Source organism: Mesorhizobium escarrei, assembly GCF_935825525.1.
Classification (GTDB): Bacteria; Pseudomonadota; Alphaproteobacteria; order Rhizobiales; family Rhizobiaceae; genus Mesorhizobium; species Mesorhizobium escarrei.
The window spans coordinates 34,812-61,204 of the sequence record NZ_CAKXZT010000173.1 but is presented as its reverse complement, the minus strand read 5'-3'; the positions used below and the strand labels follow the sequence as shown (position 1 = coordinate 61,204).

Genomic DNA, 26,393 nt, shown 5'->3' with positions numbered 1-26,393 from the left:
ACCAGACGCCGAATTCAAATCTTTGTACCGGTTTAGCCGCGCGAGGAGTTCCCAGTGCCAAGACTATTCATAGCATTGTGCACGTTGATACTCTTTTCACCTGTCGCCAAGGCTTCCGCGCTATACGACGAATTGCTGGCGGCAAAGATCAAACTATTGGGAACTTCGAGACCGGACCCAGGGATGGGACTCTGGGCGCAGCAGACGAATGAGAGATTGCTCTCCATCATAGAAGGGAAATGGGTTGATCTTGGATATTCCGATCTGACCAGCGAAGACAGTATGAAGAAATACTGTTTTAAGTATGGAGAGTCTTTCAAGAAATTGACCGACTATTCCTTCGAAATCATCGCGCCTATCGTTCCCCGGGCGAAGCAGGCGATCCACAAAGAGTATATTTTCAAAACGGGAATGTCCTACAACTACCGATGGAACATCCAACAGCAAATGGAAGTCCTCGGGACGTTAGGGGGAAACGGCAAACAAATTCTGAGAAATGCCAATGGGACGAGTGCATTGCTGATGATGACACCCAATACCCTGCTTGAGGTCGATTTCGACCTCGAAATGCCGTTCATTTGGGGCCGTTGCCCCGCCGAATAGATCGGCGATCCAATCCCGGTGTCTGCCGCTTTTAATGCAGCACCAGCATGTCGCCCGACGAAAAGGAAATCTCGGCCTTCTCGCCGACGGCGGGAGGCGGCGAGGCCGGGCTGTTGAACGTGTCGAGCGATACCGTGCTGCCGCCGATGCCGACGCGAACCCGGATGACCGAGCCGAGGAAGTGCACTTCGGTGATCTCGCCCGAAAGACTGGAGTCGCGGCCGGGTTGGCGGCCGAGCGAAATCGCCTCGGGCCGCAGCGCCAGCGACAGCGTGTCGCCGGACTTGGAGCCGTTTAGCTTTCCCTGCAGCGAGACCTCTTGCGAATTGACGCGCACCTTGCCCGACGCTGCATCGGTGACGGTGCCTTCGAGCACGTTCAGCGTGCCGACGAAATTGGCGACGAACTTGGTCGCCGGCCGGTTGTAGATCTCGAACGGCGTGCCGACCTGCTCGGCCTTGCCGCCATACATGACAGCGATGCGGTCGGAGATCGACAGCGCCTCTTCCTGGTCGTGGGTGACGAAGACGGTGGTGATGCCGAGCTTCTTCTGGATCGAGCGGATTTCCTCGCGCAGCGACACGCGCACCTTGGCGTCGAGCGCCGACAGCGGCTCATCGAGCAGCAGGAGCTTCGGCTTCGGCGCAATCGCCCGCGCCAGCGCGATACGCTGCTGCTGGCCACCGGAGAGCTGATAAGGATAGCGGTCGCCCATCTGCGGAAGCTTGATGAGGTCGAGCATCTCGGCAACGCGCCTGTCGGCATCGGCCTTGGGCATGCCGGCGACCTTCAGCCCGAAGCCGATGTTTTGCGCCACCGTCAGGTTGGGAAACAGCGCATAGGCCTGGAACACCATGCCGACATTGCGCTGGTTGGGCTTGAGCCGGGTGATGTCCTTGCCGGCCACCACGATCTTGCCGGCGCTCGGCTCCTCGAAGCCGGCGACCATGCGCAGCACCGTCGTCTTGCCGCAGCCCGATGGCCCGAGGAAGGAGACGAATTCGCCCGGCTCGACGTCGAGGTTGAAGTCTTGGACGACGGTGGTTGCGCCGAAGGATTTTCGAACCTGCTGGATGGAGAGGAATGGCTCGGCCATGGCTTTTCTTTCGGTCGGTACTTTTTCGATCAGTTTGGCCGATTCGCCGATCGCGGCGCAAAACGCGACAGGATCTGGATCAGCGACATGCAGCCCCAGGTGATGGCGAACGAAATGAGCGCCAGTGCCGATGGCTCATAGGCACTGTTGGCGCCGATGTTCTGCAGATAGGGGCCGAAGGCCGGGCGATTCAGCAGCGAGGCCATCGTGAACTCGCCGATGACGATGGCAAAACTCAGGAACGCACCGGACAAGACGGCGATCAGCACGTTCGGCAGGATGATGCGGGCGATGATGGTGGTCCAGCCTGCGCCGAGGATTTGTGCGGCTTCGGTGAGCGTTCTGACGTCGATGGTCCTGAGGCCGGTATCGACCGCCCGGTACATATAAGGCAGCGCCAGCACTGCATAGCCGATGACCAGCAGAGCATCGGCGCCGCGCGCTGTCGCCAGAAAAGGCAACGCCGAATTCGAACCGAACATTCTGATGTAGCCGAAGACGATGACGATAGCGGGGATAACCAGCGGCAGCAGGGTGATGAACTCTACGACCGGCCGCAGATGCGGTAGCCGCAGCCGTATCCAGTAAGCCGTCGGGACAACGAGGAGCACGCCCAAGAGGATGGTGAAGACCGCCACAATGACGGAATAGGTAAATGTCGCCTGGAAATTCGGATCTCCGAAGACCGTGCGGTAGGCGTCAAAGGAGTATTCCCCTCGCCGCTTACGCAAGGAGAATTCAAAGGTCGCCAAAAGCGGCAGGATAAAATAGGTGGTTCCCACGCCAAAAACCAGCCAGGCCCAAAAACGGCTGCCTTGCTTCATCTCAGCCACCGTTCGGCTCGCCGTTGGAACAAAATGTAGAAGAGATTGGCCAGGCCGGTGATGACGATCATGCCGAATGCAAGCGCATAGCCTAGATTCGGATTGTAAAGCACGTCGCCGCGAATCTGCGCGAACAACTGGATGGGCACGATGTTGAGTGACGGCCCCGTCAGTGCATAGGCCGTTGCGACCGCGCCGAACGCGTTGGCAAAGAGCAGGACCGTCGTGCCGAGAAAACTCGGCCATAACACCGGGATCACCACCATGCGCCAATATTGCCAATTGGTTGCGCCGAGCGTGGCGGCAGCTTCGCCCCATTCCTTCTTCAGCCCATCGACCGCCGGCGTGATGATGACGATCATCAATGGAATCTGGAAATAGAGGTAGGTGAGGATAAGGCCCCAGAACGAAAAGATACTGAAGCCGAGCGAATAGATGTTAATGCCGAAAATGTCTCGCAACAGGATCGTCGCCACTCCGAGCCGACCGAGCGTCGCAATGAACGAGAATGCCAGCGGCACGCCGGCGAAATTCGAGGCGACGCCCGAGAAGGTCAAAGTCGCCGAGCGTAACCACGACGGCAAGCCCCCGCGAACCACTGCCACGGCCATTGCCAGGCCGATCAAGGCGCCAAGGATCGCAGAAACAAAGCTGATCTGAATGGACACCCAATAGGCCGCTGCGAGCTTGGGTTGCGACAACGCTATGATATTGTCGAGCGTATAGTCGCCGGCTGCATTTTTGAACGCGCCCGCGATCAGCCCTACCGTGGGCAAGATCAGAAAGAGCAGCGCGAAAACGAAGAACGGAGCTACGCCTAACCAATGCAGCGGCAGCCGAAGGCGGCCGATCTCCGGCACGTCAGGGCTGACGCTGGCTGTCTGGGACACTGTGGAGTCTGCCATGGACTTCCCGAAGTTGGCATGGGGCGCCGGCCGGCGAACCGGCCGGCGCCCTATGAATTACTTCACGACGGCGCCGACGATGGCATCCCAGTTCGTGCTGATTTCCTTCTTGGCAGCGTTCTGCTCCTCCAAGGTTGGGAAGATCGCTTTTTCGTAGTTCTCGGCGGCCGGCAGCTTGTCCAGCATTTCCTTCGGGATCACGCCCTTCTTGGCGAGATCGTTGAAGCGGATCGGGTGGCAGTAGCCCTTCAGCCAGCCGAGCTGGCCTTCGTCCGAGTAGAGATACTCCATCCACAGCTTGGCGGCGTTCGGATGCGGCGCATAGGCGCTGATCGCCTGTACGTAGACGCCTGCGACAACCGCTCCCTTTGGCACGACGATTTCGATTTCCGGATTGCCGGCCATCTTGTCGCGCATGGCGAGCAGGTTGTAGTCCCAGTTCATCACGATCGGTGTCGTGCCCTGGGCGACAGCTGCCGCTTCACCGTCGACCGGCACGAAGTTGCCGGCATCGTTGAGCTGCTTGAAGAACTGCAGCCCCTTGGCGGCGGCATCCTGGCCGCCGCTACCGCCAGCCGCGAGGCCCGACGCGTAAACCGACATGACCGCGTTGTTCGACGTGCGCGGGTCACCGGCGAGCGCCACCGAGTTGGCATATTCCGGCTTCAGCAGGTCAGCCCAGTCCTGTGGCGCGTTCTGCACGACGGCCTTGTTCACGCCGAAGGCGAGCACGCCGTAATAGTCGCCATACCAATAGCCGTCGGCATCCTTGGCGCTGTCAGGGATCGTATCCCAGGTCGACACCTTGTAGGGCTGGACCAAGCCGTCTGCCTTAGCGGACGGGCCGAAAGAAAGGCCGACGTCGATGACATCAGGAGCCTGCGGGCCCTTATTGTCCTTATTGGCCTTGATCGCCTCGATCTCGTCGCCGGAGCCGGCATCGGGGTTGAGCTCGTTGACGGTGATTTCCGGATACTTCGCCTTGAATCCGGCGATGACGTCGCCATAGCCGCACCAGCTGTGCGGCAGCGCGATGGTGGTGAGCTGGCCCTCCGCCTTGGCGGCGGCGATCAGTTCATCCATGGACTGCGCCGACGAGATGGCAGAGGTCGCCATCAGGGCGACGGCCGTAAGGGAAAGCACTTTTCCCGTGAATTTGAACATGTGTTCTCTCCGTTGAACTGACGCCGTTGGACGCCTGCGATGCGGTATCGTTTTCGTGTGACAGCCCGATGAATGCTTTGTGAAAGCGATGCCCTGCAGTACGAAAAAGTAAACTCTTTTTACCGGTTGTAGCAATCGCCTCGCGACTATTTTCCCGGCTAACGAGTTTCGGTCTTACCTTTCATCTTCCCCCCTTTCTTTGCCCTCAATTTCCCGGATCAGTTTCCGGCCCGAATTCCGTCTCAGGTGGTGCCGTTAATGGCGTTTTCGAGCAGCGTCAGCGCCGCCTTCCTGGTCAGCTTGACCGGGTTGCCGCCGGCGGTCGGATCGACCACCGCCATGTCGGCGATCAGGCCCTTGCGCTTCTTGTCCATGTCGAGCCCCTTGATCAGGCCCGGCAGCGCGTGCGGCACCTTCAATTCCTTGCGCAGCTTGATGACGGCCTTGGCGAAACCGTCGAAGCCGCCCTTGATGCCGCAATAAGCCGCGAGCCGGGCGATGCGCACCTCGATGGCGTCGCGGTTGAAGGCCAGCACATAAGGCATGAACACGGCGTTGGTCATGCCGTGATGGGTGTCGTAGAGCGCGCCGATCGGATGCGACAGCGAGTGGATCGCGCCCAGCCCTTTCTGGAAGGCGGCAGCGCCCATCGCGGCCGCGCTCATCATGTGGGCGCGGGCGGCGAGATCCTTGCCGTTGGCAAAGGCCTTCGGCAGGTTCTCGAAGACGAGCCGCACGCCTTCGACGGCGATGCCGTCGGCCATCGGATGATAGCCCGGCGCGCAATAGGCTTCGAGGCAATGGGCGAGCGCATCCATGCCGGTGCCGGCGGTGATGAAGCCCGGCATGCCGACCGACAGTTCAGGATCGGCGATGACGATGGCCGGCAAGAGTTTCGGATGGAAGATGACCTTCTTGGTGTGGGTCGCTTCATTGGTGATGACGCCGGCGCGGCCGACTTCCGAGCCGGTGCCGGCGGTGGTCGGCACGGCGATGATCGGCGCGATCGCGTCGGAGTTGGCGCGCGTCCACCAGTCGCCGATATCCTCAAAGTCCCAAACCGGCCGCGTCTGGCCGGCCTGGAAAGCGATCAGCTTGCCGAGGTCGAGCGCCGAGCCGCCGCCGAAGGCGATGACACCGTCATGCCTGCCCTTTTTGAACACGGCAATGCCGGCGGTCAGGTTGGAGTCCACCGGGTTAGGCTTGACCTCGGAAAACACGCCATAGGGCACCTTGGCATCGTCGAGGATCTTCAACGTCGAGGCAACGACCGGAAGTCTGGCCAGCCCCGGATCGGTAACGAACAGCGGCCGCTTGATGCCGGTGGCATCAAGCACATCAGGCAATTCCTTGATGCGGCCCGCGCCGAAGCGCACGGTCGTCGGATAGTTCCATTTGGAAATCAATTTTGTCATTTTTGTCTTTCGAAAAAATCAGATGGCTTCACGCAGATGATATGATTTCGGCCTCGTCAGATTGTCGTAGCCGATGGCCGACAGGGCCGCGCCTTTGCCGGTGTCCTTGACGCCGGTCCAGACCAGCGCCGGGTCGAGATAGTCGCAGCGGTTCATGAACACGGTGCCGGTCTCGACGCGATCACCGATCGCCGCCGCATGCTCGGTGTCGCGCGTCCAGATCGAGGCCGTCAGCCCGTAGGGGCTGTCGTTCATCAGCGCGATCGCCTCCTCGTCGTTGCGCACCTTCATGATGCCGACGATCGGCCCAAAGCTCTCCTCGCGCATGACGCTCATCTGGTGATCGACCCCGGTCAGCACTTCCGGCGCCAGATAGGGCGAGCCTTGCTCGTCATTGGCCATCTTCATGTTGATATGCGCCCTGGCCCCCTTGCGCAGCGCCTCGGCCTTCTGCTCGCGGATCAGGTCGGCAAAGCGCGCCTGTGCCATCGGCCCCATCGTCGTCGCCTGGTCGAGCGGGTTGCCGACGACGTAGTTCCGGGTTTCGGCGATGAAGCCTTCGACGAATTCGTCATAGACCTTCTCGTGGACGTAGACGCGCTCGATGCCGCAGCAGCACTGGCCGGAATTGTAGAAGGCGCCGTCGACCAGGTTGGCGACGGCATGGTCCATCTTGGCATCGGCCAGAACATAGGCCGGATCCTTGCCGCCGAGTTCAAGGCCGAGCGTCATGAAGGTGCCCGCTGCGGCCTTTTCGATGGCGCGGCCGCCGGCGACCGAGCCGGTGAAATTGACATGATCGATCTTGCCCGAGCCGAGCAGTTTCTCGGTCTGCGCGTGGTTCATGACGAGGTTCTGGAACAGGCCTTTTGGCAGGCCTGCCTTGTCGAACGCCTGTTGAAAGCGTTCGCCGACCAGTAGCGTCTGCGCCGCATGCTTGAGGATGACGGCGCTGCCGGCCATCAGCGCCGGCACGATCGTGTTGACGGCGGTGAGATAGGGATAGTTCCACGGCGCGATCACCAGGACCACGCCGAGTGGCACCTTCTTCACATAGCGGCGAAACCCGTCCTTGGGATTGGAGGCCATCACCGGTTTCAGTGCCGCTTCCGCAATCTCGACCATGTAGCTGGTGCGCTCTCTGACGCCGCCGAACTCGCCGCCATAGCGCACCGGACGGCCCATCTGCCAGGCGATCTCCGGCACGATCTCGTCGGTCATGGCGACCAACGCTTCCAGCATGGCAAGCATGTACTTGCCGCGCTCGACGATCGGCGTCTCAGCCCATTTCTCCTGCGCCGCCTTGGCACGCTCGACCGCGGCATTGATCGCCTGGTCCGTGGCGATGGGCCGTTCGGCATAGATCGAACCATCGACGGGAGATTTGAGTTTTACGGTTTCCAAGTGGGCGTCTCCATATATCGAAGGCAAAGCGTCAGCAGGCAAGGGCGCGAACATGCCCGGCTCTTGCATAATCCAGTATTGACTGATCGCGCGTCACGAGCGTCAAATCGAACGCCCGCGCTGTCGCGATCAATATCCTATCCGCCGGATCGCCGTGGAGCGATCCAGGCAAGAAAGACGATTCAATCAACAATTCCGGAGAAAGAGCCTCGACCTTGATGCCTGGCGTGGCGATCACTTCCCCAAAAATGCTTGCTGGCGACTTTGCTGCCGCCAACCGGCCCTTGGCGCTCAGCAGGCCCAACTCCCAGGCCGAAATGGGGGAAACCCGGACCTTCTCGTCAACAGCCGCGGCGCTGTTGATAGCAAACTTGGCTTCCGGCGTGATTGGCTCGTTCAGCGCTATCCATATGATCGCGCAAGTGTCGAGCAGCAGCCTGTGCGTCACGGCAGCACGTCAGGCTCAAAGGCCGGCCTCGTGTAATCATGTCCTTGGAGAAGCGTGACCTTGCCTGTCCATATGCCGAAAAGAGGATGGTCGGTATTTCCCTGCGGAAGTTCATAGCTGGCCTGCGCTGGTTCCGCCATTCCCGAACGAGTCTTGTCTGTGGTAGCCATATTCGGCTTTCGATAACCTTCGGGCCATCCCTCCAGTTTGAAATCCACCCGCTCGTTCGCAAGATCGACACGAGACGCCCGATAGTTTGCGCGCAACCAGGCGCGCGCCTGGCTGTGCCCGCTCGGGCTGTTCGCCCACCATTCCTCCCGCTGTCGTGCCGACGGCGGCAAGCGGCCACCGATAACTTGCTCGATCTCTGCGAAGCTCATCGACATCTGGCCCTGACCCGAGAACAGGAGATGCTCGAAAAGCGGATGGTATTTTGTTCCTTCGGTCATCGTAAAACCTTAGTTCAAGCCGCATTTACTGTCAAGGTATAGATAGTATCTTACTATCTTTCTAATAACGCTCGAACCCTCTGTGCAGTTCCCAGTCGGTAATGCGGCGGTCGTATTCGAACTGCTCCCAGCGGGCCGTATGGATATAATGCTCGAGCACGCCGTCGCCGAGCGCCTGCTTCAGCATCTCCGATTTCGCCAGTGTCTCGGTGGCATCACGCAGGGTCTTCGGAATTTCCGGCAGCTGCGAGGCTTGATAGGCATCGCCGACGAAGGGTTTTTGCAGTTCAAGCTTTTCGTCGATGCCGGCAAGGCCGGCCGCGATCAGCGCGGCGAAGGCGAGATAGGGGTTCAGATCGGCGCCGCCGATGCGGCATTCCATGCGGATGCCCTTGGTGCCCTCGCCGCAAAGGCGGAAACCGGCGGTGCGGTTGTCCTCGCTCCACATGATCTTGGTCGGCGCGAAGGTGCCGGCCTGGAAGCGCTTGTAGGAGTTGACGTAGGGCGCCAGGAACCAGGTGAATTCCCTGGCGTATTTGAGCTGGCCCGCCGCCCATTGCTGGCCGAGCGTCGACAGCGTCCATTCGGCTTGTCTGTCATAAAAAAGCGGCGTCTGGCCGTCGGCGCTCCACAACGAGTTGTGGATATGGCTGGAATTGCCGGCCAGCCCGTAATTGTACTTGGCCATGAACGAAACCGCCTTGCCTTCGGACTCGGCGATTTCCTTGGCGCCGTTCTTCAGGATGACGTGGCGGTCGGCCATCTCGAGCGCCTCGGCATAGCGGACGTTGATTTCTTCCTGACCCGGTCCCCACTCACCCTTGGAGTTCTCGATCGGAATGCCGGCCGCTTGCATCTCGTTGCGCAGCCGGCGCATGACCCCTTCTTCCTTGGTGGTGATGCCGATCTGGTAGTCGCCGATATAGGGCGAGGCCGTGTCGAGGCCCTGCCAGTGCTTCTTGCGGGCGGAATCGTAGGTTTCGCTGAACAGATAGAATTCGAGCTCGGAGGCGAAATAGCCGACATAGCCGCGTTCGGCCAGCCGCTTGACCTGCTTCTTCAGGATGGCGCGTGGCGAATGCGGCAGGTCGTCATGGCTGTGGTGGTCGAGCACGTCGCAGATCACCAGCGCCGTCTTTTCCAGCCATGGAATGCGCCGCAGCGTCGACAGATCCGGCTTCATGACGAAGTCGCCGTAACCCTTCGACCAGCTCGCCGCCTTGTAGCCGGGCACCGGTTCCATATCGATGTCGGCGGCCAGGAGATAGTTGCAGCCATGCGTCTCGTCATGGGCGGTATCGACGAAATACTGTGCCAGGAACCGCTTTCCCGCCAGCCGCCCCTGCAGGTCGACAATGCAGGCCAGCACCGTGTCGACCTCACCGCTGGAGACCGCCTTCTTCAATTGATCGAACGAGAAATTTCCGGCCATTCCTTTGGCACTCCAACGCTTGTCGTTTCGGGCTTGTCGCCATGAAGATGTGGAAAGCCATGGCCGGCAAGGGTGCCGGCCATGGTGATGGGAGAGGTGTCAGGCGGCGGCTTCGCCGACGGCCACCTCGGCTGCCCTGATCGCCGCCTGACGCTTGGCAATCTGGTCGCCGATCGGCGGGCCCTTGAAGCGGCGGTTCTCAAAGCCGAACCAAAGCACGGCGGTGAGCACAATGAAGCCCAGGGTGATATAGAGCACCTTGTCGTTTGGCGGCTGGATGGCGATGTAGAAGATGATCACCATGCCGATGACCGACAGGATGCAAAACAGCTTGAACAGGCCGGCGCCGAGATTCCACGGGCCGGGATTCGGCCATTTTGCCGTTCCGAACGCCATCATGCCGAGTACGATCGGAATGATGAAGGACAGGAACAGGAACACCAATGTCGAATTGACGACGATGGTATAGATGTTCGTGCCACCGATCGAAATGAACTGGGCAAGAAAGACGTAGATGATCTCGAGGATCGCAGCCGTCCAAATCGCGTTGACCGGCGTGCGCCAGGCCGGGCTGACTTTGGCTAGCGAGGCCGAGCCAACCGGCATGCCACCGTCACGCGAGAAGGCGAAAAGCATGCGCGAGGCAGAGGTGACCGTTGCGAGACCGCAGAGGAACTGCGCGATCAGGATGGCCAGATAGAGCAGCGTCTTCAACCACGACGGCAAGATCGCGTCCATCGTCGCGAAGAACACGCCCCAGCCCTGCTTGGCGCCGGCCGCCAGATCGGGGATCGCCAGCACGATCGCGCATAGCATCACCCAGCCGATCAGCGATGACCAGAGCACCGACGAAACGATCGCCCGCGGAACTGAGTGCGCCGCCTTCAACGTTTCTTCCGAAGTATGCGCCGACGCGTCATAACCAGTGATGGTGTAAACCGGCAGTAGCAGGCAGAGCAGGAAGAGATATCCCATGGAATCCGACTGCGGGAAAACGCCGCCGCCTGCATCACCCGAATAGTTCGTGAACGTCCACAACCGGGTGATGTCGATCGCTGGAGCAAACATCAGGCAAGCGACGATCAGCACGGCTGTCGTTGCCAGGATCAGGAAGCCGGAGACGTCCGTCAGCATAGCCGTCAGCTTGATGCCGAAATGGTTGAGCAGCGCCTGCAACACGGTGATGAAGGCGACAAACCCGACGATCTCGCCAGGCGTACCAGTCAGGCCGAAGGCTCCGCCGAAAGTGCCGACGAAGAAGAAGGCGGTGCCGATGTTGATCGCGCCGAGCACGGTGATCAGGCCAAGCAGGTTGAGCCAGGCGGTGAGCCAGCCGGTGAAGCGGTTCCCTAGAATGGACGCCCAATGATAGAGGCCGCCTGCGGTCGGAAACGCAGAGGCGATCTGGGCCATGGCGAGCGCGAAGAATCCCGAAACCATGCACCCGACGATCCAGCCGATACCAGCCCCCGCGCCACCGATCGACGACGTCGCTTGCGCGAAGGAGTTGATGCCGCCCGACAGGATGCAGATGATCGAAAACGAGATGGCGAAATTCGAGAAGCGGCTCATGCTTCGCGACAGTTCCTGGGCATAGCCCATTCCGTGGAGGACCTTCAGATCCTCCTTCTTGTCGACGTCCGAATAGTCTTGCGCTGACATTTTTTGTCCCCTTCTGGTTCTTAGCTGGCCGATTGTACTGACTTTCCCACTGCGCTTGGTCGGGAGCTCCTGGCCTCCCCGGGCTCCAGATCTAAAAAAATCCCCGTGAGCAGATCCGCCCATTTTCGCTGCCCGGCTTCGTCGGATATTTCGTCGTTGCGGATTTCGATCATCGCGCAGGGTAGCCCCCGCGGGCGCGCGTGGCGTTCCAGCGTGAAATAGACGCGGTCGGCCGGCGAATAGGGTTCGTTGACGCCGACCGTGACGCCGGCGAGCCGCTGCAGCGCGGCGACAAGCGGCGCTGCCAGCCGGCGATCCTCGTCATGGATGATGCCGATGTGCCAGGGCCGGCTCATACCCTTGTAGACCGGGTTGAAGGAATGGATTGAAACCAGCCGCGTCTCGAGCCCGCGCGCCAGCCTTTTGTCGATGATGTCAGCGACCGCATCGTGGAAGGGTTGCCAGCACCGAGCGACGCGCGCGGCAAGCTGCTTTTCCGACAGGCCGGCATTGCCCGGAATGGCCGTGCTCTCGCTGACCGGCGGCACCAGGTCGGGCGCGTCGAGTGGGCGGTTGCAGTCGACGACAAGGCGCGAAATGCGGGTCTCGACCAGCGTCGCGTCAAGCGCCGCGGCCATGCGGCGGGCGACCGGCAGCGCGCCGGGATCCCAGGCAATGTGGCGGGAAAGCTCTTCGGCAGCAAGGCCGAGTGTTCCGAATTCTGGCGGCAGGAAGTTGGAGGCGTGGTCGCAGGTCAGCACGAACGGGCTTGATCCGCCGGGGCTCGTCACCCCTACGGTTTCAGGTGATGCAAGGCTGGCGGGCCGTGCTGTCTCCATTGTCTGCAGTCCCCGGGGTGCGCTGTATCGTATATTACGTATTTTGCCTCATTGCGTCCCTGCGGATGATTTCATACAGTTTGTCGGGCTTTGTCAAACGCGATTTCGGGTCAAACGCGATTCAGCAAAGCGGCCAGGGGTGGGGAAAAGATGATTTCGAGCATTGCCGAACTGATCTCGGACCGCATCGGCACGATGCCGGCGGGCGAACGCCGCGCGGCGCAGACGCTGATCGCCAGTTATCCGTTGATCGGCCTGAAGACGGTCGCCGAGTTCTCGGCTGCCGCCGGCGTCTCCTCGCCGACCATCCTGCGTTTCGTCGCCCGGCTCGGCTTCCAGAACTACCCGGAATTCCAGTCGGCGCTGCAGGACGAATTGGCGGCGCAACTGCAGTCGCCGGCGTCACGGACGCTCAACCCGTCATCGCCGAACGGCGGCGCGGTGTCGCCGATGCTGGAGGCGACGCTCGACAACCTGCGCGAGACGTTCAGGCACCTGTCCGACAAGCAGCTTGCCGACATCGTTGCAAAACTTGCCGACCGGCGCGGCAAAACCTTCCTGATCGGTGGCCGCTTCACCGATCCGCTGGCGCGCTATATGGCCGCCCACCTTGCCATCGTCCAGCCCAATGTCTTTCACCTGGCCGGACAGGAAGGCGTCTGGCGCGACCGGCTGATCGACATGGGCAAGCGCGACGTGCTGGTGATCTTCGACATCCGGCGCTACCAGGACAGCCTCGTCCGCTTTGCCGAGACGGCGCATCAGCGCGGCGTGCAGATCGTGCTGTTCACCGACCAGTGGCTGTCACCGATCGCCCGCTTCGCCCGCCATGTCATCGCCGGGCGCACCGCCGTGCCCTCGGCCTGGGATTCTTCGGCCGCCCTTTTCGTCGTTGCCGAAACGCTGATCGGCGCCGTCACCCGGCAGCTCGAGGCCGACGGCGCCAAACGCATCCGCGAGCTGGAAAGCCTGCGGTAGGGACGCGGCCGGAAACTGACGGCACGATCGCTTCCGTGCCGGCGGCTTGAACCGGGACTTGCGGCGTGGGACTCTGGCACTTCTTCCGTTACGAACGTGCTTATCTAGTTCAGCGCGGCCGCCCAAGATGCACGGACGTCACCGTGGCTTCGCGCTGAGCTGAACGGGCACGGTCTCGATCAATTTGCGCGACAGGATCATCGACTGCGTCGTCGCGACATACTTCTTGAAGTGCGGCGATGCGATATGCGCTCGATACGCTTCCTCGCTGGCGTAGATCTCGAAGAACCGAAGACTGTTCGGCTTGTCCTTCTCGGCCACCGAGTAGATGGCCAACACGCCGGGTTCGAGATCGATGGCGTCTTCCATCTCTTCCTTGACGGCGGCCTTGTAGGCGTCGAGCTGGGCCGGATCGATTATCAATTCGGCAACGCGGACCACTGTCTCATCGCGCTCCTGCGCTTGAACGGCACTTTTCTCGCCACCCATGATCAACGCTCCGACAAGCAATACAGCTTTGACATAATACCTATTCTTGAACATCTTGATTACCTTAGGGACGCGCCGCATCTGCATGGCGGCACGGCCAAACGACTGGAACCATTCGGCCCCGGCTGCTGGTTCCATCAGCGAAGAACGGAAACCGCCGAGCAAGCGGAAGCCGCCATCGATACCGCACGTACAGCGAACTGAGCGTTTACGCGCAGGCCGCTCTGAGCGCACTGCAGTGTTAACGATTCCGAAACCATACCGTTGGACAAGATTTATCTAATATTGATGATCGAAATCTATTCATGTAGCTTAATTTCTGCATATTTTTCATTTTTTGACGTTGTTACTATTCAACGCCATATGCGCCTTCGTAATCACTATGGAAACTTGGCGGCATCACATGCCGTTGGAGCCAGTCATATGACCATCGGCCACGCATACGCGTGCCCCGAAGTCTTGGGGCTATTGTTGACCTCCAAGTGCAACATTTCGTGCAGGCACTGCTGCAACGATTCTCATCCCGCCAATTCGGAATCGGCTTCGCTCGAGCGGATCGCCCGGCTGATCGACGAAGCTTCGGAGATTCCGTCGATCAGGGAGGTCGGAATAAGCGGCGGTGAACCGTTTCTCTACCTCAGGCTTCTAAAAGAGACCATCTCCTACGCCCGCACCTGCGGATATACGTCCTCCGTAACCACCAACGGATTTTGGGGCAGCTCCCCAGCAGCGGGCCGGCAACTGGAGGAGCTGAAGGATGCAGGGCTCGGCGCCGTCAACATCAGCACCAGCCCGTTCCATCAGGAATTCCTGTCGCTGAGCAAGATTCTCGGCGCGGCAAAGACAGCTCTGAGTGTCGGACTGAAGGTGACCGTCAACGTCGTCTCGACGTCTGCTACGGAGATTGACGACGTCCGTGGTGCATTCGATGAGTTGGGAGACAAAGTGCGGTTTGTCGTCATGCCCTGCTTGCCGGCTGGCCGCGCGTTGACGGGGGTGGAACAACAAGAATTCCCCACGGATTTCACTTGGCCGCTCGGCAACTGCCGGGAGCATTTCAAAAAGCTTGCGGTCGACCTTTCCGGCGATGTCTATCCATGCTGCTCACCCGGGGGCTTTACCGAGCCTCTGCGGATGGGAAGCGGGCATCGCTCCACGCTTGGCGAGATCGTGAAGGCATCCGACCAGAACAAGCTTCTTGCTGTCCTGGAATCCGTCGGGCCGGGCTTTTTCCTGCCTTTCCTGCGTCAGCAAGACAATGACGGCGAAATTCCGAAACGTTTCAGCGATCAGTGTCATCTGTGCCATTTCATGCTGTCTTCGCCGAAATACGCCGAGAAGGTGGCCGAGTGGGCCGAAATGCTGGTGAGCGATCTGGCCGCGCTTCCCGAAAGCGAGCGGCCGGCCGACAATTCGAGACTGGCAGGCTTGAAGGAATTCGGGGCGCAATCGGTGCTGCCCACGTAGTGCAGTACCGGTCAATATCCGAGGAGGGAACGATGTCGGATACACGATCACATGGAATGCTGTCGCAGCTGGGCCTATCGGCAACTGACCGCGAGAAAGTGGTCGAGGTCACCAGCGACCTGATCGCAATCCACGTCTACCGCGAACTGCAAATCCGCAACGATCTGGCGAAAGTGGCGGGATGCTCGATTATCGGCAACTGCTCCAACGGAAGCTGCGACATCATCGGCAATTGTTCGTCGTCTTCCAAGGACATGCTGTGACGGAGGACAATTGGATGAGCGACACACGTGCACTGGTCGCGGAGAGCCTTTCGACCATCGAGATTGGCCGCCCTGGCGACGACAAGCTCGTCGACGTCCTGACGCAAATCATCGATGAGGAGGTCGCGCTGATCGTGCGCGAAAATCTTGACGATCGAAAACCGGCGACACCCGCGAAGAGAGAACCGCCAAGCCGACCGTCCGCCGGCGCTGCTCAGCGCGCGGGTTCGAAACCAGGTGGCCGAAAATCGGGCAGTTGAAGTCAATTTCGCACGCAACAACCAAGGGAGGGCTTCACACGAAACATCTTGGATTAACGCTGAAACTTATCTCGTAATTTGGGAGACGTAATATGGCTGACAGAACATTGAGCCTTGCAACTCTGAAACTGAGCATCGAACAGCGCGAGCAGGTCGCCGAAATCGCTGGCGATCTGATTGCGGTTCAAGTGTATCGCGAGTTGCAGCGGGCGGGCGACCGCGCCGCCGATTCCGGCTGCAACATTATCGGGAACTGCTCAAGTTCCTCCAAGAGCGCGCTGCTCGAAACGATCGCAAGATAGGGTGCGTCAGGCGTGTGAAGGCATCCCTTCGATCGGGATGCCTTTCCATTCCGACCCCGATGAGCCCTCACGCGATCGCCCCGGTCGTTGCTTGACCCCTTCCATCCGGGAGCGGCACGTCAGGGTTTGCTCAAAAACCGGCCATCCAGTTCACGGTGACCTATGAACAAGCCTTCATCCATCCCGTCTTTTCCTCGCCTCCAACATGGCGTCGAGATCGTTCCCGTCGAGGAAGGAAAAGTCCTCCTGCGCTCGTTCACGGGAAGTGTAATGCTCTCTGGTGATTTCGTTTCGGTCGTCCTTCCGTCGCTTCTTCCGCTGCTCGACGGAAGGCATGGGATTGAGGACCTGGCGGCCGAATTCGACGAGACATTGCGGCCGGAGATCGAAGACTTCCTGACACTGATCGAACACAAGGGTTTCCTGGCGGCCCAGCACGGACGAGAAGATGACGCGGTCATGCTGTCTGGCAAGGACGGCGCGTACTGGTCGCTATACGGCGCGAGCGCCGGTGAGGCGGCAAGACGACTGGCGCAATCGACCGTGGTGGTTGCGGGACTTGGGGACGTCGGTAAAATCGTTGCCACCATACTCGCCGCCTCCGGCGTCGGCACACTCGTTCTTATCGAGGGCGCCACGCCTTCGGCCCAATCGAGCGGCCGCAAAGAGGCCAAAGCGTCGGAGGCAGAGAAGACCGGACTGTCGCTGCGCAAGCAATACGCATCCCGCGTCGTGACGATACCGACGACCATCGACGACGCCGCCGGCTGGGAAGAGACGGTTGCGGCTGCAAGCGTTGTCGCGGTCTTGAGCGACACCATGTCGATGAGCGGCTACGACCGAGCGAACGAAGCATGTATCAAACATGGCGTGCCTTGGGTTTCGGCAAGGATCGATCGCCAACGCGCCATCATCGGCCCGTTCGTCATTCCAAACCAGACCGCGTGTTTCGCTTGCTTCGAGGCGCGCAGCCGGGCAAACGCGGATCATCCAGAAGATCACGAGGCACTCTACCGTCACTGGAAGGACCTGAACGGCAGACGCGATATGTGGCCGTCCCTTCTTCCTTTCGCGGGTATCGTGGGGAATTTCGTCGCGTTGGACTTGCTACGCGTCCTTGCGGGCGAGCATCTCTCGGCAGCGGCGGGGCGCATCGTCAACATCGACCTTCCGACGATGGAACGGAGCGTCCATGAGGTGCTAAAGCTCCCGAGATGCCCGGCATGCTCGCGGCTAAGGGACCGCAGACCAACCAAGATATGGGACATCATTCCCGCCGAAACGCGGTCGGTCGGCTGAGCACGACAGCATCCGGAGAACGTGCGAATGCAGCTTCACCACCACTTGCAATCGCCGATCGAAGACACCCTGCGCAAGGCGCTCAGGCTGGTCGACGATGAGACAGGGATCGTCAAGATCCTGCATGAGGCGCCATGCGCGCCCGACTCGCCAAGGATATTCGGTTGCGGAGCTCTGTCCAGCGACTACAGCCGTTTCGGATTTCCCTCCGAAAGCCCGATCAGCGGCTCCACGTCACTCGTGCGCGACCAGGCGCTTGTCGGGGCGATCGGCGAGGCGGTCGAACGGTATTCCGCCGCCTATGTTCCCTACGACGAGATCATTTATCGCCCCATCAGCGTCGTGTCGGCTACCGCGGTTTCGCCCTGGTCGCTCTCGCTGTATGACGAGGTCCAGTTGGCACGGCCCGGCTTCGGCTATCGCGCCCTGCGGCCTGATGACACGATCGGCTGGATCATCGGCTTCTCGCTCACGCGCAAACAGCCGATCCTCGTTCCGGCATTCGCGGTCTATCAACCGTATATAGGTCGCACTGGAGAAGCGCCGGTGGTGCAACAGATCACGACGGGTCTGGCCTGCGGCAACACGGCGGAGGAAGCGATCCTTTCGGCCATCTGCGAGGTCGTGGAACGCGACGCCGCGATGCTCATGTGGCTTCAAAGCCGTCGTCCGCCGAAGGCCGTCATCGACTTGCGGACCCCCAAGGTGGTACAGGAGACCCTTGCCCGCTTCGGACCGATTGAAGGCAACGTCACCTTGCTCGACGTCACGACTGATCTTGCGATTCCAACCTATGTTGCCGTCTCCGATGTACCCATGGCCGGAAAGCGCGGCGCGACGTTTTCCTCATGCGCCAATCTGGTCGCCAGCCGCGCGGCCGTTGGTGCGCTCACCGAACTGGCACAATGCCTGTTGTGGGTGAACAGCCTTATTGACAAGCGGACGCACCTGCCCAACCCCTCGCTTGAGGACATTGCGCAGATCGAGGAGCACGTTCTATGGCCCCTCTTGCCGGAAAACCGCCAGGCCTTCGAATTCGTCCTTTCCTCTTCTTGTGAGACAGGGATACCGCAAGACCCGGACGGGCCTGCCGACATACTCGATTCGATTACGCATTGTGTCGAACGCATCGCGCGCGCCGGGCTGGAAGTCATTGCAGTCGATGTGACCTCCCCGGATATCAGGGAGTGCGGGCTGCATGTATTCCGCGCGATCATTCCAGGTGCGCAGCCGCTCTACTTTGGCAGCGGCCTGCACAGGATCAGTGTTCGCGCCACCAGCGCCGAATATGTCGATCGTGCGAGCGAGCGAATCAACCTCCACCCGCATCCTTTCCCCTAGTCGATCTCGCAAAGGTCACCCATGCCCAATCCTCATGGAACTGACATATCCAAAATCCGAGGCCGGCTTCTAGGCGAACGCAATCTGTTCTCCGTCTCGGAGCTGTTTCATGAGAACAGCAGGATCAGCCGATCCGCGCCGCGGATTGCGCAGAGCCCGCAATCTGCTCTCGTCGCTCCGTCGGGATTCAAGCGATACATCTATGCTCCCCGCGTTGCCTTGCCCGATCCAAGCGCGGCTGAGGCGGATAGTATCTGGGATATCATGACGTCGCGCCGATCGGGGCGCAGCTACTCGGGTCAGGAGATTGATCTCCAGTGCATATCGGAGCTGGCGTTTTACGCGCTGGGCACGCCGGACAAGGGACACAGACGCTGCGTGCCGTCAGGCGGCGGGCTCTATCCACTCGAACTCTATGTGATGGCCGCTCGTGTGGAGCAGTTGCCAGCCGGTCTTTATCACTACGATCCGCGCTCGCATGCCCTGTGTGAACTTGGCCGAGCGGACGGCCTGGCATCGGTAAAGAAGGCGGTGTTCATTCCCGATGCAGTCGACAACGCTGCGGCCGTCTTCATCCTGACGGCGGTATTCGGCCGCTCGAAGATCAAATACGGTGAGCGGGCGTATCGTTTTTCGTTGTTGGAAGCGGGTCACGTCATGCAGAACATCTGCCTTGCGGCGACCGCGCTTCGCCTTGGCGTATGTCCCGTGGGTGGTTTCGTCGACGACGAGCTGAACGATCTGCTTGACGTTGACGGCGTTGAGGAAGCGGTACTCTACGCAGCGCTCATCGGCTCGCTCGACAAAGTCGACGGCTAAAAATCGCCATCTAGGAAAGCGGCCTTAGCCACTCGCCGCCGATCTCGACTGTGAGGCTTGACCCCAGCAGATCATCACCCAACGGCTCGTGTAAGCCACCGAGATGACAGGCCAGGAATTGTTCCACGACGGCCATCAGAGCGATACGATTGCGCTGGCCTACCAGGAAATGGCCTTCATCGGGAAACGTGACCAAGGTCACCGGTACGTTCCTTCGCAGCAGGGCGTGCGCGATGTTCCTTGACTCGGCAGGATTGACGCGAACGTCGCGCAGTCCTTGCGCAATCAACATCGGACGGATCATTTGCTCGACATGAACAAGCGGCGAGCGTTCCTGGAGCCATTTTCGTCCTTGCGTGGTCTCGGGGTCCGCCAGCCGGCGTAGGATCATGGCGAACCAGCTGTGCCAGTAAGGCGGTATTCGCTCGATGAAGGACAGAAGATTCGAAGGGCCGCAGATATCGATGAAGCAACTATAGAGATCGGGACTCTTCGCCGCGGCCATCAGGGCGGCGTAGCCGCCATAGCTAGCTCCAAAGAACCCGACCCGGTCGGGATCGGCAATGCCCTCCTTCACCGCCCATGCGACGCCGTCGTCCAGATCATCCTGCATGCGGCCGCCCCACTCGCGATCAGCCGCATTGGTGAAGGCTTTGCCGAAGCCGGTCGACCCGCGGAAATTGACGCTCAGTACGGCATAGCCGCGGCTCGCCAGCCATTGATGCAAGGGCGAGAAACCCCAGTCGTCTCGGTCGTAAGGCCCGCCGTGGACGACGATAACCAGCGGCGAGCGGCGCGCGCGACCGGCCGGAACGGTGATATAGGCGGGCAGCGTCAGACCATCTCTCGAGCGTATCGCAACGGGCAACATCGCCCTCAGCGGCATGCCTTCAAGATCGTCCCGCTCGGGGAAGAGTTGAAGCGTGCGCCGCTTGCCGCGATCGAACACGCGCCACTGTGCGGGAGCGTCGCTCGCTTCGAGGCGGATCACCATGCGCCGTCTCCCGGCGCTGACGCCCACGATCACCAGATCGAGACCGGCAGCGTCCTCGAGCTGCCGCGCGAGGTCGGCGCTGAATGTTGCATCGATAGAGTGCCAGCGGCGTCTTGCGGCCAGCGCGGCCGCGGCAAGAGGCCAGCCCGTATCGGGATCGTAGACGACTTCCGCGATATCGGCCTCGCTGTCGGCAGCCAGAACCGTCGATACCGCGGTTCGTGCATCGATCGCGACGAGGGCAGTGCGATCGCGGCCGCGCGAATCGAGCAGGAACACCACCTCACCGTCGGCACTCAAGCCATCTATATGCGTGGCCAGGGAATCCTCTGGAGGTATTTCAAGAAAGGGAACCCATTCCCCATCCCCTTGTCGCTTGAGGACTTCGATCGACCCGTCCTGCCGCACCCGCTCGCCGAAGCACACAGCGAGGCCGGCGTCGGCATGCAGCCGGCTGAAGCCGGGATTCTCGAACACTGTCATCCGCCGACCCGTCGTTGCGTTGACCCGAACGAGGTCAAAGCTTTGCCGGTTCCTGTCGTTGACACTGAACAGGATGTCGGAAGGAATACGTGGCGAGGTTCGATTGAAAAGCGTTCGCGTACCGCCACCAGGCGTCAGCGCGATCTCCGCTCCCGTGTCCACGTCGATGCTGAATGCCTGATAGTTCTCATCACCGGCAGAATCGCGAAAGACGACGACATGCCGTCCGTCCGCCGCCCAAAACAGCGCCGGCGAAACGGGGCGGACAGGTCCGCCCGTCAGGCGCCTGGCGGATGCCGTATCAAGCGCCTCCGCCACCATCACGCTCAACATCCCTCCTTCGTTCTGGAGCCAAGCGATCCGGGTGCCGTCGTCGCTCAGTCGCAGATGCGATCGGAGTGGATCGGCAAACACGACCTTTCGCGCCAGCAAAGCGGGAGCAATTTCGCCTTTGTTGGCCACGCTACGCGGTTGCCGCCATGGCCGGTACCGGATCGGCCTTAGGCGCCCTGTGCCCGATCTGGGTCCCCGGATGACTGGGTACGATCAGGCCCGCTTCCGACAGCAGCGACAGGATCGTCCAGACAGGCGCCATGTCCGGAAGGGGAACCGCGAGATTCGCGAGCGCCTCCGCGACAGTGAAATAGCCATTGAGGCGGTGTAGCAAAGGTGCGGTGAAACCGGTGTCGATCATGAAATGGCGTGGCCGGCTGTCGTTGAAGAACAGGAGTGCGTGGCGCCGCTCTGCGACCGAATCCAGGAGCGCCGGGTCGGGCAGCCGGTCGCAGTCCATGGCAAGCTGGCCGACGGCGAAGCGGAATTCCATTTCTGTCACGCCCTCCCGCCGATAGAGCGGCGTCTGCGTCAGCCATTGGTCCGCTTCGACATGCCAGCCCCGGACTGGGGATAGAACGGTGCCGCCCCGCTTCCATTTCAGAGCCGCGAGGATGCCTTCGAAGCTGGCAAGTTCAACCAGGATCTCGGCCTTGCGTTTGTCTGGGCACAGCGCCCTGATGGTGTCGGGCAGACTTGAAAGATAGGCCTGCATCACGCCCTCGTATTGATGGCTTTCACCATACATGAGGTCGTGGTTTTTGAAGACAAGGGCACCCAGCGCACGGCAAAGATCGACGGGACGCTCGAACCAGCCCTTCGAGAGCAGCGTGGCCGTGTGGGGGAAGCTGTTGAAGAAATCGGTCCCGTGGCCGATCAGCCGCGCCGCGATCATATCGTTGAGGGGGAAATCGGCGCTCTCGAAGATCGCGCGCGGCGGCAAGGGCGAGTGCGCCGTTTTTCCATCGCCTGCCCGCCGCGCCCAGTCGGTGTCGGGCAGAATGGAGGCTTGGTAGAGATTGACCCGCATGTGCTTGCCCAGCAGGTAGTCCACAGAATCCTCGAACGATTTCAGATTATCGCCCGGTATGCCGATGATGAGGTCCGCCGCGCCCGTCGTCGGAACATTCTTTTTCTGGATCGCCGCAAGGTGGCGCTCGAAGCTGTCGGTCTTCCAACGTCCGCGCCCAAGCTTTTCGAGCACATCCGGATTGGTGCTCTGGAGGTCGATCTCCACATGGACGTCCGCTTCGCGGTAGAGGTCGAACAGCCGGTCGTCGAAAAAATCCTGATTGTGATAGACGTTGAATTTGGTCGAGGCTCCGAGCCGCTTTTTCTCCTGAACGATGTATTCGAGCAGTTCGATCGCGCCTTGCTTCTTGTATCCGAACATGGCGTCAATGATGAAAATGGCGCCGACATTGTGTGAGAGAAGCCAAGTGAGTTCGCGGTGCAGGCGATCCATTGGAAAGGCAAAGCGCGTGTTTGATCCGTTGCCCCATTGGCAATAGGCGCACTTCATGTAGCAGCCGCGATAGGTCTCCAGCAGAACCCTGGGGTAGCGCGCCAGCGAGGCACCCGACCGGTCAAACAGCTCGATTGGAACGGCGCCCGCCAGGAAGGGCGATTCAAGCTCGTCCAGTGCCCGGATGGGCGCGCTTGGTTTCTCGTGTACGACGAGGCGGTCGCCGAGAAAACTCGTGCCCGGGATACCGCGCGGAGTGTCTTGCTCCGCAGTTCGCAAGACAACTTCGCCGAGGGTCCGTTCGCCCTCACCCCGCACCACCACGTCCACGTCACGGGAAGCAAGCCAGGGTTCCGCCGCCTCGGGCGTCGCCAATTCAGGCCCGCCGGCGACGATCTTGATGGTCGGGAACAGCCTTCGGGTGATCGTGGCAAGCTCGCGGTAGGCGAGGTTGTTCCACAGATAGATCGAGAAGCAGACGATGTCGGGCTTCACGGCGTTGATTTTCGCCAGGTAGCGCCAGATTTCCGAGTTTTTGCGCTCGTAGTGGGAAAGGCACGCCCAATCGAGGTCGATCATTTCCACCTGACAGGCGGCGAGCTGGCTGTTACGCCGCAATTCGGCGGCAAGGCCATAGGTCGCAAGCGGGAATTCTATGGAGATCGACGTCAGGAGTATTTTCATCCGCATAAGCCGCGAGCAGTGACAACTTCATTTCAAGGACAAATGCACCGGTCGAGCTTCGCCAGGTCCGGCCCGACCAAATTCTTACTTGTCATGCCGACGCAGTAACGCGCTCACTCACCGTGAGCGTTCCGAGTCGGTGGACGAATTGATCTCAACATCTCTACTTAATCTTGGAGAATAACTTTACCGCATGTGCATTCGATAGTCAAAGAATTTCAAATTCTATCTATAGCATATGTAAAAACGAAGGCGATTTTATCTCAATTTTTTCTCAAGATTTCTAATATATCATTCGGCTCAGGGGTCGGACGAGTCGCTTAAGGCCTTCCGCAACACCGTTCTCGGCGAGGCTTGGGTCGAGACCGGCGAGGCGCCGGATTGGCAGCGCCTCCATGACCGGCGCGAGCAATGGCAAGCGGGCAGCGTTCCTGCCGGTGGCCTGTTCCTTACCGCCGGCGCCGACATCCAGAAGGATCGCATTGAGGTTGACGTCTGGGCATGGGGCCGCAGTCTGGAAAGCTGGCTGATCGAGCACATCGTGCTAGACGGCGGTCCGGGAGACGAAGCCTGCTGGAAGGCGTTCGACGAAGTCCTCGGCCGCAGCTGGCAGCCTCCGAAAACGTCGCCAATGTCACGCGCAATTTCGCGCCTTGCGCCAAGCGCCTTTGCGGCAGGGTCTTTGCCGTCGTCAATAACGTCGTCGGCTTCCTCGCCGGTCGCAATGCGCGTGACGCGGACGGCGTTGCCGATCACGTCGGCTGGGCGCTTCTGGCCTTTAGGTTGGCTTGGCAACGTCGTCGCCCTCCACGGCACGCTCAAGATCATCCAGTTCGGTCAAAGTGCCGTCGCTGGCATAGATGTGGAATTTGATATTCCCCGCTTTGAGTTCGCGCGCTTGGTTTACGGCCTGCCTGCTGGACAAGTCATTGACCATCAGGACGTTCGGCTCCTTACCGAGCTTTATGGAATAACTCATTGCCCCTGCTCCTGCTCCTATGCATTGCCCTAAGCATATAGGAGCGGGGCCGGAAGCGACAACGGCGCGGTGCGGGATGTGCTCTCTGCGGATCGCGATGAAAAATCCCCGTCCGCGAAGCATGATCTCTTGACATCCATGCCGCATGGCGAACTCGTCGAGCAGGCCAGCCAGCCGCCGGTCGCAGCCGCTGGCTCCTCTCCCAGGTACGATGCCGGTGCCAAGCTAACCACGCCCCCCTGTGGTGAGCTTAAATCAAACCCGCTGCCCTCCCCCTCCGGCAGCGGGTTTTTTTATCATCTGGACCTAGTTTGATAACCCGCGATCAGGCCAGCGTTCACGACGAGGTAGGCGCGAATTGGCGCCGAGTTATTAAACGGGCAGCGCAGGTAGAATCGACTCGTATGTACGGAACCGACACACTATATGCGGAGGGTCGCCGTGACCTTCATGGCAAGCCGGCGATTGGAAGAGTCGATCACGCTTTCGCCCAACAAGGGAGAAGCGATTTGACCTTCAACCGGGTAGCGGATCCAACGCAGCTTTCAATGCTGGCCACAGTGGTGGACGAATATTGCCATCAGGCGGGGATAGCAGTTGGCGATCCGGCCAGGGAGCGTATTGGCCGTCACATCATCGAGTTATTCCGAAGCGGCATGGATAAGCCAGACGAGTTGTTGTTGGCCTTAGACCATCACTACGACGAGTGGCTTGGTGAGGGTGGCCTGCCGTCGTCTCGTGCCGAGCAAGCCGCATCGCTGGCCTCTGACGCTGCTCCCTCCCCTGCGGATCACCCGTCGATGTCGCCGCTACGCTTCCCTCAGCGAAAAACCCTAAAGAAGCGGGGCTTCTAGCTTTCCGGAAGTGGCCGCTACTACCGCATACCGCCACGACACAACTGCGTGTTAAACAGCAGGCAGTCATGGCACGGCGCCGAGCCGAGCACGACGTCCACCAACGCCTCGCCTAGTCTCGGTTAGGAACAGCAAAAGGATTTGATGAATTGACCGAAGAAGCCGACCGTCGCGCTGCCGAGATAGCTGAACTTACTGCCGATGTTGTAGCTGCGTTCGTGAGCAACAACTCGGTGCCCGTCGCTGGACTGCCGGATCTGATAGCATCAGTTCACTCGTCGCTTTCGATCTTAGCCAGCCGACGATAGTTGAACAGCGGCCGCTCGTCCCCGCCGTCAATCCGAAGAAATCGGTTACCCCAGACTTCATTGCCTGCCTTGAAGACGGCAAGAAATTCAAATCGCTCAAGCGGCATCTAGCCACCCACCATGGCATGACCCCCGCCGAATATCGAAGCAAGTGGGACTTGCCGGGGGACTACCTTATGACGGCGCCCAACTACGCCGCCCAGCGCTCGGAACTGGCGAAGTCTATTGGGCTAGGCCGCAAGGCTGCCGCGCCTGTCGAGAAGGTGCCTGCAAAACGGAAAGCAAAAGCGTAAGGTCCTCCAATGTGGCCGCGTTGAGCGCGACTCAATCGCGGTCATGTGCTAAGTTTCCACGCTGGAGATGGAACAAATGGAGCGGCAGCCACTGCCCAGGGATGAACGACAACGGCAAGGCGGACGATCAATTAGCCGCGATGGTTGCTGCCTTCTTCGCTTCGATCAATGACCTAGATGCCCCGGCTGATCTACTGGCTGCTTTCCGTGAAAAGGTAAACCGCGCCAAAGATCGAAACAACGGCAGCAGCCGACACGCTCCGGACGTTGAATGACTAAGCCGCCCGCTTTTGCCGACAGGTTTATTTCCGCGACCGCGCAATGACTGGGCGCTTCTGGCCTTTAGGTCCGGTCGGCATCTTTGAGGGCCTTCATGGTGCTTTCGATAGCTCCGTCGACCTTGAGGGTATGTCCCTCATCGAAGATTATGTGCGTAGTCGTATGTGTCGCGTCCGGTCGCATAAACCGAATTTGTTCGGGGGTCCCCCAAACGATGGTCTGTGTATCCACGTTAACAAATCGGCAGAACTGCGCCATGAAA

General features: G+C 60.3%; 26 protein-coding genes and 2 pseudogenes. 13 read left to right on the top strand and 15 right to left on the bottom strand.

Annotated features, from left to right (window positions below):
• Positions 1–54: 54 nt before the first annotated feature.
• Positions 55–603, top strand: coding sequence for a hypothetical protein (locus NMG80_RS33490; protein WP_254022100.1), 549 nt, complete (start codon positions 55–57; stop codon positions 601–603).
• Positions 604–634: 31 nt separating this feature from the next.
• On the opposite strand, the gene NMG80_RS33485 is transcribed toward NMG80_RS33490, so the two are convergent.
• From NMG80_RS33485 to NMG80_RS33435, 11 genes are all read right to left on the bottom strand, one after another.
• Positions 635–1,699 carry an ABC transporter ATP-binding protein gene (locus NMG80_RS33485; protein WP_254022099.1) on the bottom strand — a complete coding sequence of 355 codons (1,065 nt, stop codon included), beginning with the start codon at positions 1,697–1,699 and terminating at the stop codon, positions 635–637.
• Between the two features lie 29 nt (positions 1,700–1,728).
• A complete protein-coding gene (locus NMG80_RS33480) occupies positions 1,729–2,523 on the bottom strand; it encodes an ABC transporter permease (RefSeq protein WP_254022146.1) in 795 nt (264 codons plus the stop codon).
• On the bottom strand, positions 2,520–3,428 hold the full coding sequence (locus NMG80_RS33475) for an ABC transporter permease (RefSeq protein ID WP_254022098.1): 909 nt from the start codon (positions 3,426–3,428) through the stop codon (positions 2,520–2,522). The genes NMG80_RS33480 and NMG80_RS33475 overlap by 4 nt, the downstream gene beginning before the upstream one ends.
• A gap of 57 nt (positions 3,429–3,485) precedes the next feature.
• Positions 3,486–4,592, bottom strand: coding sequence for an ABC transporter substrate-binding protein (locus NMG80_RS33470; RefSeq protein WP_254022097.1), 1,107 nt, complete (start codon positions 4,590–4,592; stop codon positions 3,486–3,488).
• 242 nt (positions 4,593–4,834) lie between these two features.
• Positions 4,835–6,007 (bottom strand): iron-containing alcohol dehydrogenase, encoded by a 1,173-nt coding sequence (locus NMG80_RS33465; protein WP_254022096.1) that lies wholly within the window; start codon positions 6,005–6,007, stop codon positions 4,835–4,837.
• Positions 6,008–6,025: 18 nt separating this feature from the next.
• On the bottom strand, positions 6,026–7,465 hold the full coding sequence (locus tag NMG80_RS33460; RefSeq protein WP_254022095.1) for an aldehyde dehydrogenase family protein: 1,440 nt from the start codon (positions 7,463–7,465) through the stop codon (positions 6,026–6,028).
• Positions 7,443–7,859 (bottom strand): type II toxin-antitoxin system VapC family toxin, encoded by a 417-nt coding sequence (locus NMG80_RS33455; RefSeq protein WP_254022094.1) that lies wholly within the window; start codon positions 7,857–7,859, stop codon positions 7,443–7,445. Before NMG80_RS33455 ends, NMG80_RS33460 begins: the two co-directional genes overlap by 23 nt.
• Positions 7,856–8,308 carry a DUF7662 domain-containing protein gene (locus tag NMG80_RS33450; RefSeq protein WP_006339005.1) on the bottom strand — a complete coding sequence of 151 codons (453 nt, stop codon included), beginning with the start codon at positions 8,306–8,308 and terminating at the stop codon, positions 7,856–7,858. Before NMG80_RS33450 ends, NMG80_RS33455 begins: the two co-directional genes overlap by 4 nt.
• A 61-nt stretch (positions 8,309–8,369) precedes the next feature.
• Complete coding sequence (locus NMG80_RS33445) at positions 8,370–9,740, bottom strand: glutamine synthetase family protein (protein ID WP_254022093.1); 1,371 nt, start codon at positions 9,738–9,740, stop codon at positions 8,370–8,372.
• 99 nt (positions 9,741–9,839) lie between these two features.
• The gene (locus NMG80_RS33440) at positions 9,840–11,402 is read right to left on the bottom strand and encodes an amino acid permease (RefSeq protein WP_254022092.1); all 1,563 of its coding nucleotides are present in this window, start codon (positions 11,400–11,402) and stop codon (positions 9,840–9,842) included.
• A 20-nt stretch (positions 11,403–11,422) separates the two neighbouring features.
• Positions 11,423–12,241 carry an N-formylglutamate amidohydrolase gene (locus NMG80_RS33435; RefSeq protein WP_254022091.1) on the bottom strand — a complete coding sequence of 273 codons (819 nt, stop codon included), beginning with the start codon at positions 12,239–12,241 and terminating at the stop codon, positions 11,423–11,425.
• A gap of 150 nt (positions 12,242–12,391) precedes the next feature.
• Here NMG80_RS33435 and NMG80_RS33430 point away from each other — a divergent pair, with 150 nt between their 5' ends.
• Positions 12,392–13,219 carry a MurR/RpiR family transcriptional regulator gene (locus NMG80_RS33430; RefSeq protein WP_254022090.1) on the top strand — a complete coding sequence of 276 codons (828 nt, stop codon included), beginning with the start codon at positions 12,392–12,394 and terminating at the stop codon, positions 13,217–13,219.
• A gap of 138 nt (positions 13,220–13,357) precedes the next feature.
• On the opposite strand, the gene NMG80_RS33425 is transcribed toward NMG80_RS33430, so the two are convergent.
• On the bottom strand, positions 13,358–13,762 hold the full coding sequence (locus NMG80_RS33425) for a putative quinol monooxygenase (protein WP_254022089.1): 405 nt from the start codon (positions 13,760–13,762) through the stop codon (positions 13,358–13,360).
• 369 nt (positions 13,763–14,131) lie between these two features.
• Here NMG80_RS33425 and NMG80_RS33420 point away from each other — a divergent pair, with 369 nt between their 5' ends.
• The 7 genes from NMG80_RS33420 (at position 14,132) to NMG80_RS33390 (ending at position 19,459) form a co-directional block, all read left to right on the top strand.
• Positions 14,132–15,175, top strand: coding sequence for a radical SAM protein (locus tag NMG80_RS33420; protein WP_254022088.1), 1,044 nt, complete (start codon positions 14,132–14,134; stop codon positions 15,173–15,175).
• 32 nt (positions 15,176–15,207) lie between these two features.
• On the top strand, positions 15,208–15,438 hold the full coding sequence (locus tag NMG80_RS33415) for a hypothetical protein (protein WP_254022087.1): 231 nt from the start codon (positions 15,208–15,210) through the stop codon (positions 15,436–15,438).
• Positions 15,439–15,452: 14 nt separating this feature from the next.
• Positions 15,453–15,698: a hypothetical protein gene (locus tag NMG80_RS33410; protein ID WP_254022086.1), complete on the top strand. Its 246-nt coding sequence runs from the start codon at positions 15,453–15,455 to the stop codon at positions 15,696–15,698.
• 92 nt (positions 15,699–15,790) lie between these two features.
• Positions 15,791–16,000: a hypothetical protein gene (locus NMG80_RS33405; RefSeq protein WP_254022085.1), complete on the top strand. Its 210-nt coding sequence runs from the start codon at positions 15,791–15,793 to the stop codon at positions 15,998–16,000.
• A 270-nt stretch (positions 16,001–16,270) separates the two neighbouring features.
• Complete coding sequence (locus NMG80_RS33400; protein WP_254022084.1) at positions 16,271–17,299, top strand: TOMM precursor leader peptide-binding protein; 1,029 nt, start codon at positions 16,271–16,273, stop codon at positions 17,297–17,299.
• A gap of 240 nt (positions 17,300–17,539) precedes the next feature.
• Positions 17,540–18,640, top strand: a complete 1,101-nt coding sequence (locus NMG80_RS33395) for a YcaO-like family protein (protein ID WP_254022083.1) — start codon at positions 17,540–17,542, stop codon at positions 18,638–18,640.
• A 264-nt stretch (positions 18,641–18,904) separates the two neighbouring features.
• Entirely contained in the window at positions 18,905–19,459 is a 555-nt protein-coding gene (locus NMG80_RS33390) for a SagB/ThcOx family dehydrogenase (RefSeq protein WP_254022082.1), read from the top strand.
• A 10-nt stretch (positions 19,460–19,469) separates the two neighbouring features.
• Here NMG80_RS33390 and NMG80_RS33385 read toward each other — a convergent pair whose 3' ends face one another.
• Together NMG80_RS33385 and NMG80_RS33380 are read right to left on the bottom strand one after the other, a co-directional pair.
• Positions 19,470–21,269: a S9 family peptidase gene (locus NMG80_RS33385; protein ID WP_254022081.1), complete on the bottom strand. Its 1,800-nt coding sequence runs from the start codon at positions 21,267–21,269 to the stop codon at positions 19,470–19,472.
• 130 nt (positions 21,270–21,399) lie between these two features.
• A complete protein-coding gene (locus tag NMG80_RS33380; RefSeq protein ID WP_254022080.1) occupies positions 21,400–23,418 on the bottom strand; it encodes a B12-binding domain-containing radical SAM protein in 2,019 nt (672 codons plus the stop codon).
• Positions 23,419–23,704: 286 nt separating this feature from the next.
• Between NMG80_RS33380 and NMG80_RS33375 the strand changes: the two are divergent.
• Positions 23,705–24,040 (top strand): annotated as a pseudogene (locus tag NMG80_RS33375) (terminase gpA endonuclease subunit); the annotation flags it as partial.
• Positions 24,041–24,196: 156 nt separating this feature from the next.
• Here NMG80_RS33375 and NMG80_RS33370 read toward each other — a convergent pair.
• On the bottom strand, positions 24,197–24,397 hold the full coding sequence (locus NMG80_RS33370; RefSeq protein ID WP_077380193.1) for a hypothetical protein: 201 nt from the start codon (positions 24,395–24,397) through the stop codon (positions 24,197–24,199).
• 509 nt (positions 24,398–24,906) lie between these two features.
• On the opposite strand from NMG80_RS33370, the gene NMG80_RS33365 reads away from it, so the two are divergent.
• The 3 genes and pseudogenes from NMG80_RS33365 (at position 24,907) to NMG80_RS33355 (ending at position 26,127) form a co-directional block, all read left to right on the top strand.
• Positions 24,907–25,251, top strand: coding sequence for a hypothetical protein (locus NMG80_RS33365; RefSeq protein WP_254022079.1), 345 nt, complete (start codon positions 24,907–24,909; stop codon positions 25,249–25,251).
• 149 nt (positions 25,252–25,400) lie between these two features.
• Positions 25,401–25,852, top strand: a pseudogene (locus NMG80_RS33360) (Ros/MucR family transcriptional regulator).
• A gap of 101 nt (positions 25,853–25,953) precedes the next feature.
• Positions 25,954–26,127, top strand: a complete 174-nt coding sequence (locus NMG80_RS33355) for a hypothetical protein (protein ID WP_167378788.1) — start codon at positions 25,954–25,956, stop codon at positions 26,125–26,127.
• Positions 26,128–26,393 lie beyond the last annotated feature (266 nt).

Bases quoted from the DNA above. Each gene is read 5' to 3' on its own strand.
- NMG80_RS33485 (WP_254022099.1), bottom strand. From the start codon at position 1,699: ATGGCCGAGCCATTCCTCTCCATCCAGCAGGTTCGAAAATCCTTCGGC.
- NMG80_RS33430 (WP_254022090.1), top strand. From the start codon at position 12,392: ATGATTTCGAGCATTGCCGAACTGATCTCGGACCGCATCGGCACGATG.
- NMG80_RS33470 (WP_254022097.1), bottom strand. From the start codon at position 4,592: ATGTTCAAATTCACGGGAAAAGTGCTTTCCCTTACGGCCGTCGCCCTG.
- NMG80_RS33440 (WP_254022092.1), bottom strand. From the start codon at position 11,402: ATGTCAGCGCAAGACTATTCGGACGTCGACAAGAAGGAGGATCTGAAG.
- NMG80_RS33390 (WP_254022082.1), top strand. From the start codon at position 18,905: ATGACGTCGCGCCGATCGGGGCGCAGCTACTCGGGTCAGGAGATTGAT.
- NMG80_RS33475 (WP_254022098.1), bottom strand. From the start codon at position 3,428: ATGGCAGACTCCACAGTGTCCCAGACAGCCAGCGTCAGCCCTGACGTG.
- NMG80_RS33480 (WP_254022146.1), bottom strand. From the start codon at position 2,523: ATGAAGCAAGGCAGCCGTTTTTGGGCCTGGCTGGTTTTTGGCGTGGGA.
- NMG80_RS33355 (WP_167378788.1), top strand. From the start codon at position 25,954: ATGAACGACAACGGCAAGGCGGACGATCAATTAGCCGCGATGGTTGCT.
- NMG80_RS33380 (WP_254022080.1), bottom strand. From the start codon at position 23,418: ATGAAAATACTCCTGACGTCGATCTCCATAGAATTCCCGCTTGCGACC.
- NMG80_RS33460 (WP_254022095.1), bottom strand. From the start codon at position 7,465: ATGTTCGCGCCCTTGCCTGCTGACGCTTTGCCTTCGATATATGGAGAC.
- NMG80_RS33370 (WP_077380193.1), bottom strand. From the start codon at position 24,397: ATGAGTTATTCCATAAAGCTCGGTAAGGAGCCGAACGTCCTGATGGTC.
- NMG80_RS33465 (WP_254022096.1), bottom strand. From the start codon at position 6,007: ATGACAAAATTGATTTCCAAATGGAACTATCCGACGACCGTGCGCTTC.
- NMG80_RS33385 (WP_254022081.1), bottom strand. From the start codon at position 21,269: ATGTTGAGCGTGATGGTGGCGGAGGCGCTTGATACGGCATCCGCCAGG.
- NMG80_RS33400 (WP_254022084.1), top strand. From the start codon at position 16,271: ATGCTCTCTGGTGATTTCGTTTCGGTCGTCCTTCCGTCGCTTCTTCCG.
- NMG80_RS33435 (WP_254022091.1), bottom strand. From the start codon at position 12,241: ATGGAGACAGCACGGCCCGCCAGCCTTGCATCACCTGAAACCGTAGGG.
- NMG80_RS33450 (WP_006339005.1), bottom strand. From the start codon at position 8,308: ATGACCGAAGGAACAAAATACCATCCGCTTTTCGAGCATCTCCTGTTC.
- NMG80_RS33410 (WP_254022086.1), top strand. From the start codon at position 15,453: ATGAGCGACACACGTGCACTGGTCGCGGAGAGCCTTTCGACCATCGAG.
- NMG80_RS33415 (WP_254022087.1), top strand. From the start codon at position 15,208: ATGTCGGATACACGATCACATGGAATGCTGTCGCAGCTGGGCCTATCG.
- NMG80_RS33425 (WP_254022089.1), bottom strand. From the start codon at position 13,762: ATGTTCAAGAATAGGTATTATGTCAAAGCTGTATTGCTTGTCGGAGCG.
- NMG80_RS33405 (WP_254022085.1), top strand. From the start codon at position 15,791: ATGGCTGACAGAACATTGAGCCTTGCAACTCTGAAACTGAGCATCGAA.
- NMG80_RS33445 (WP_254022093.1), bottom strand. From the start codon at position 9,740: ATGGCCGGAAATTTCTCGTTCGATCAATTGAAGAAGGCGGTCTCCAGC.
- NMG80_RS33420 (WP_254022088.1), top strand. From the start codon at position 14,132: ATGACCATCGGCCACGCATACGCGTGCCCCGAAGTCTTGGGGCTATTG.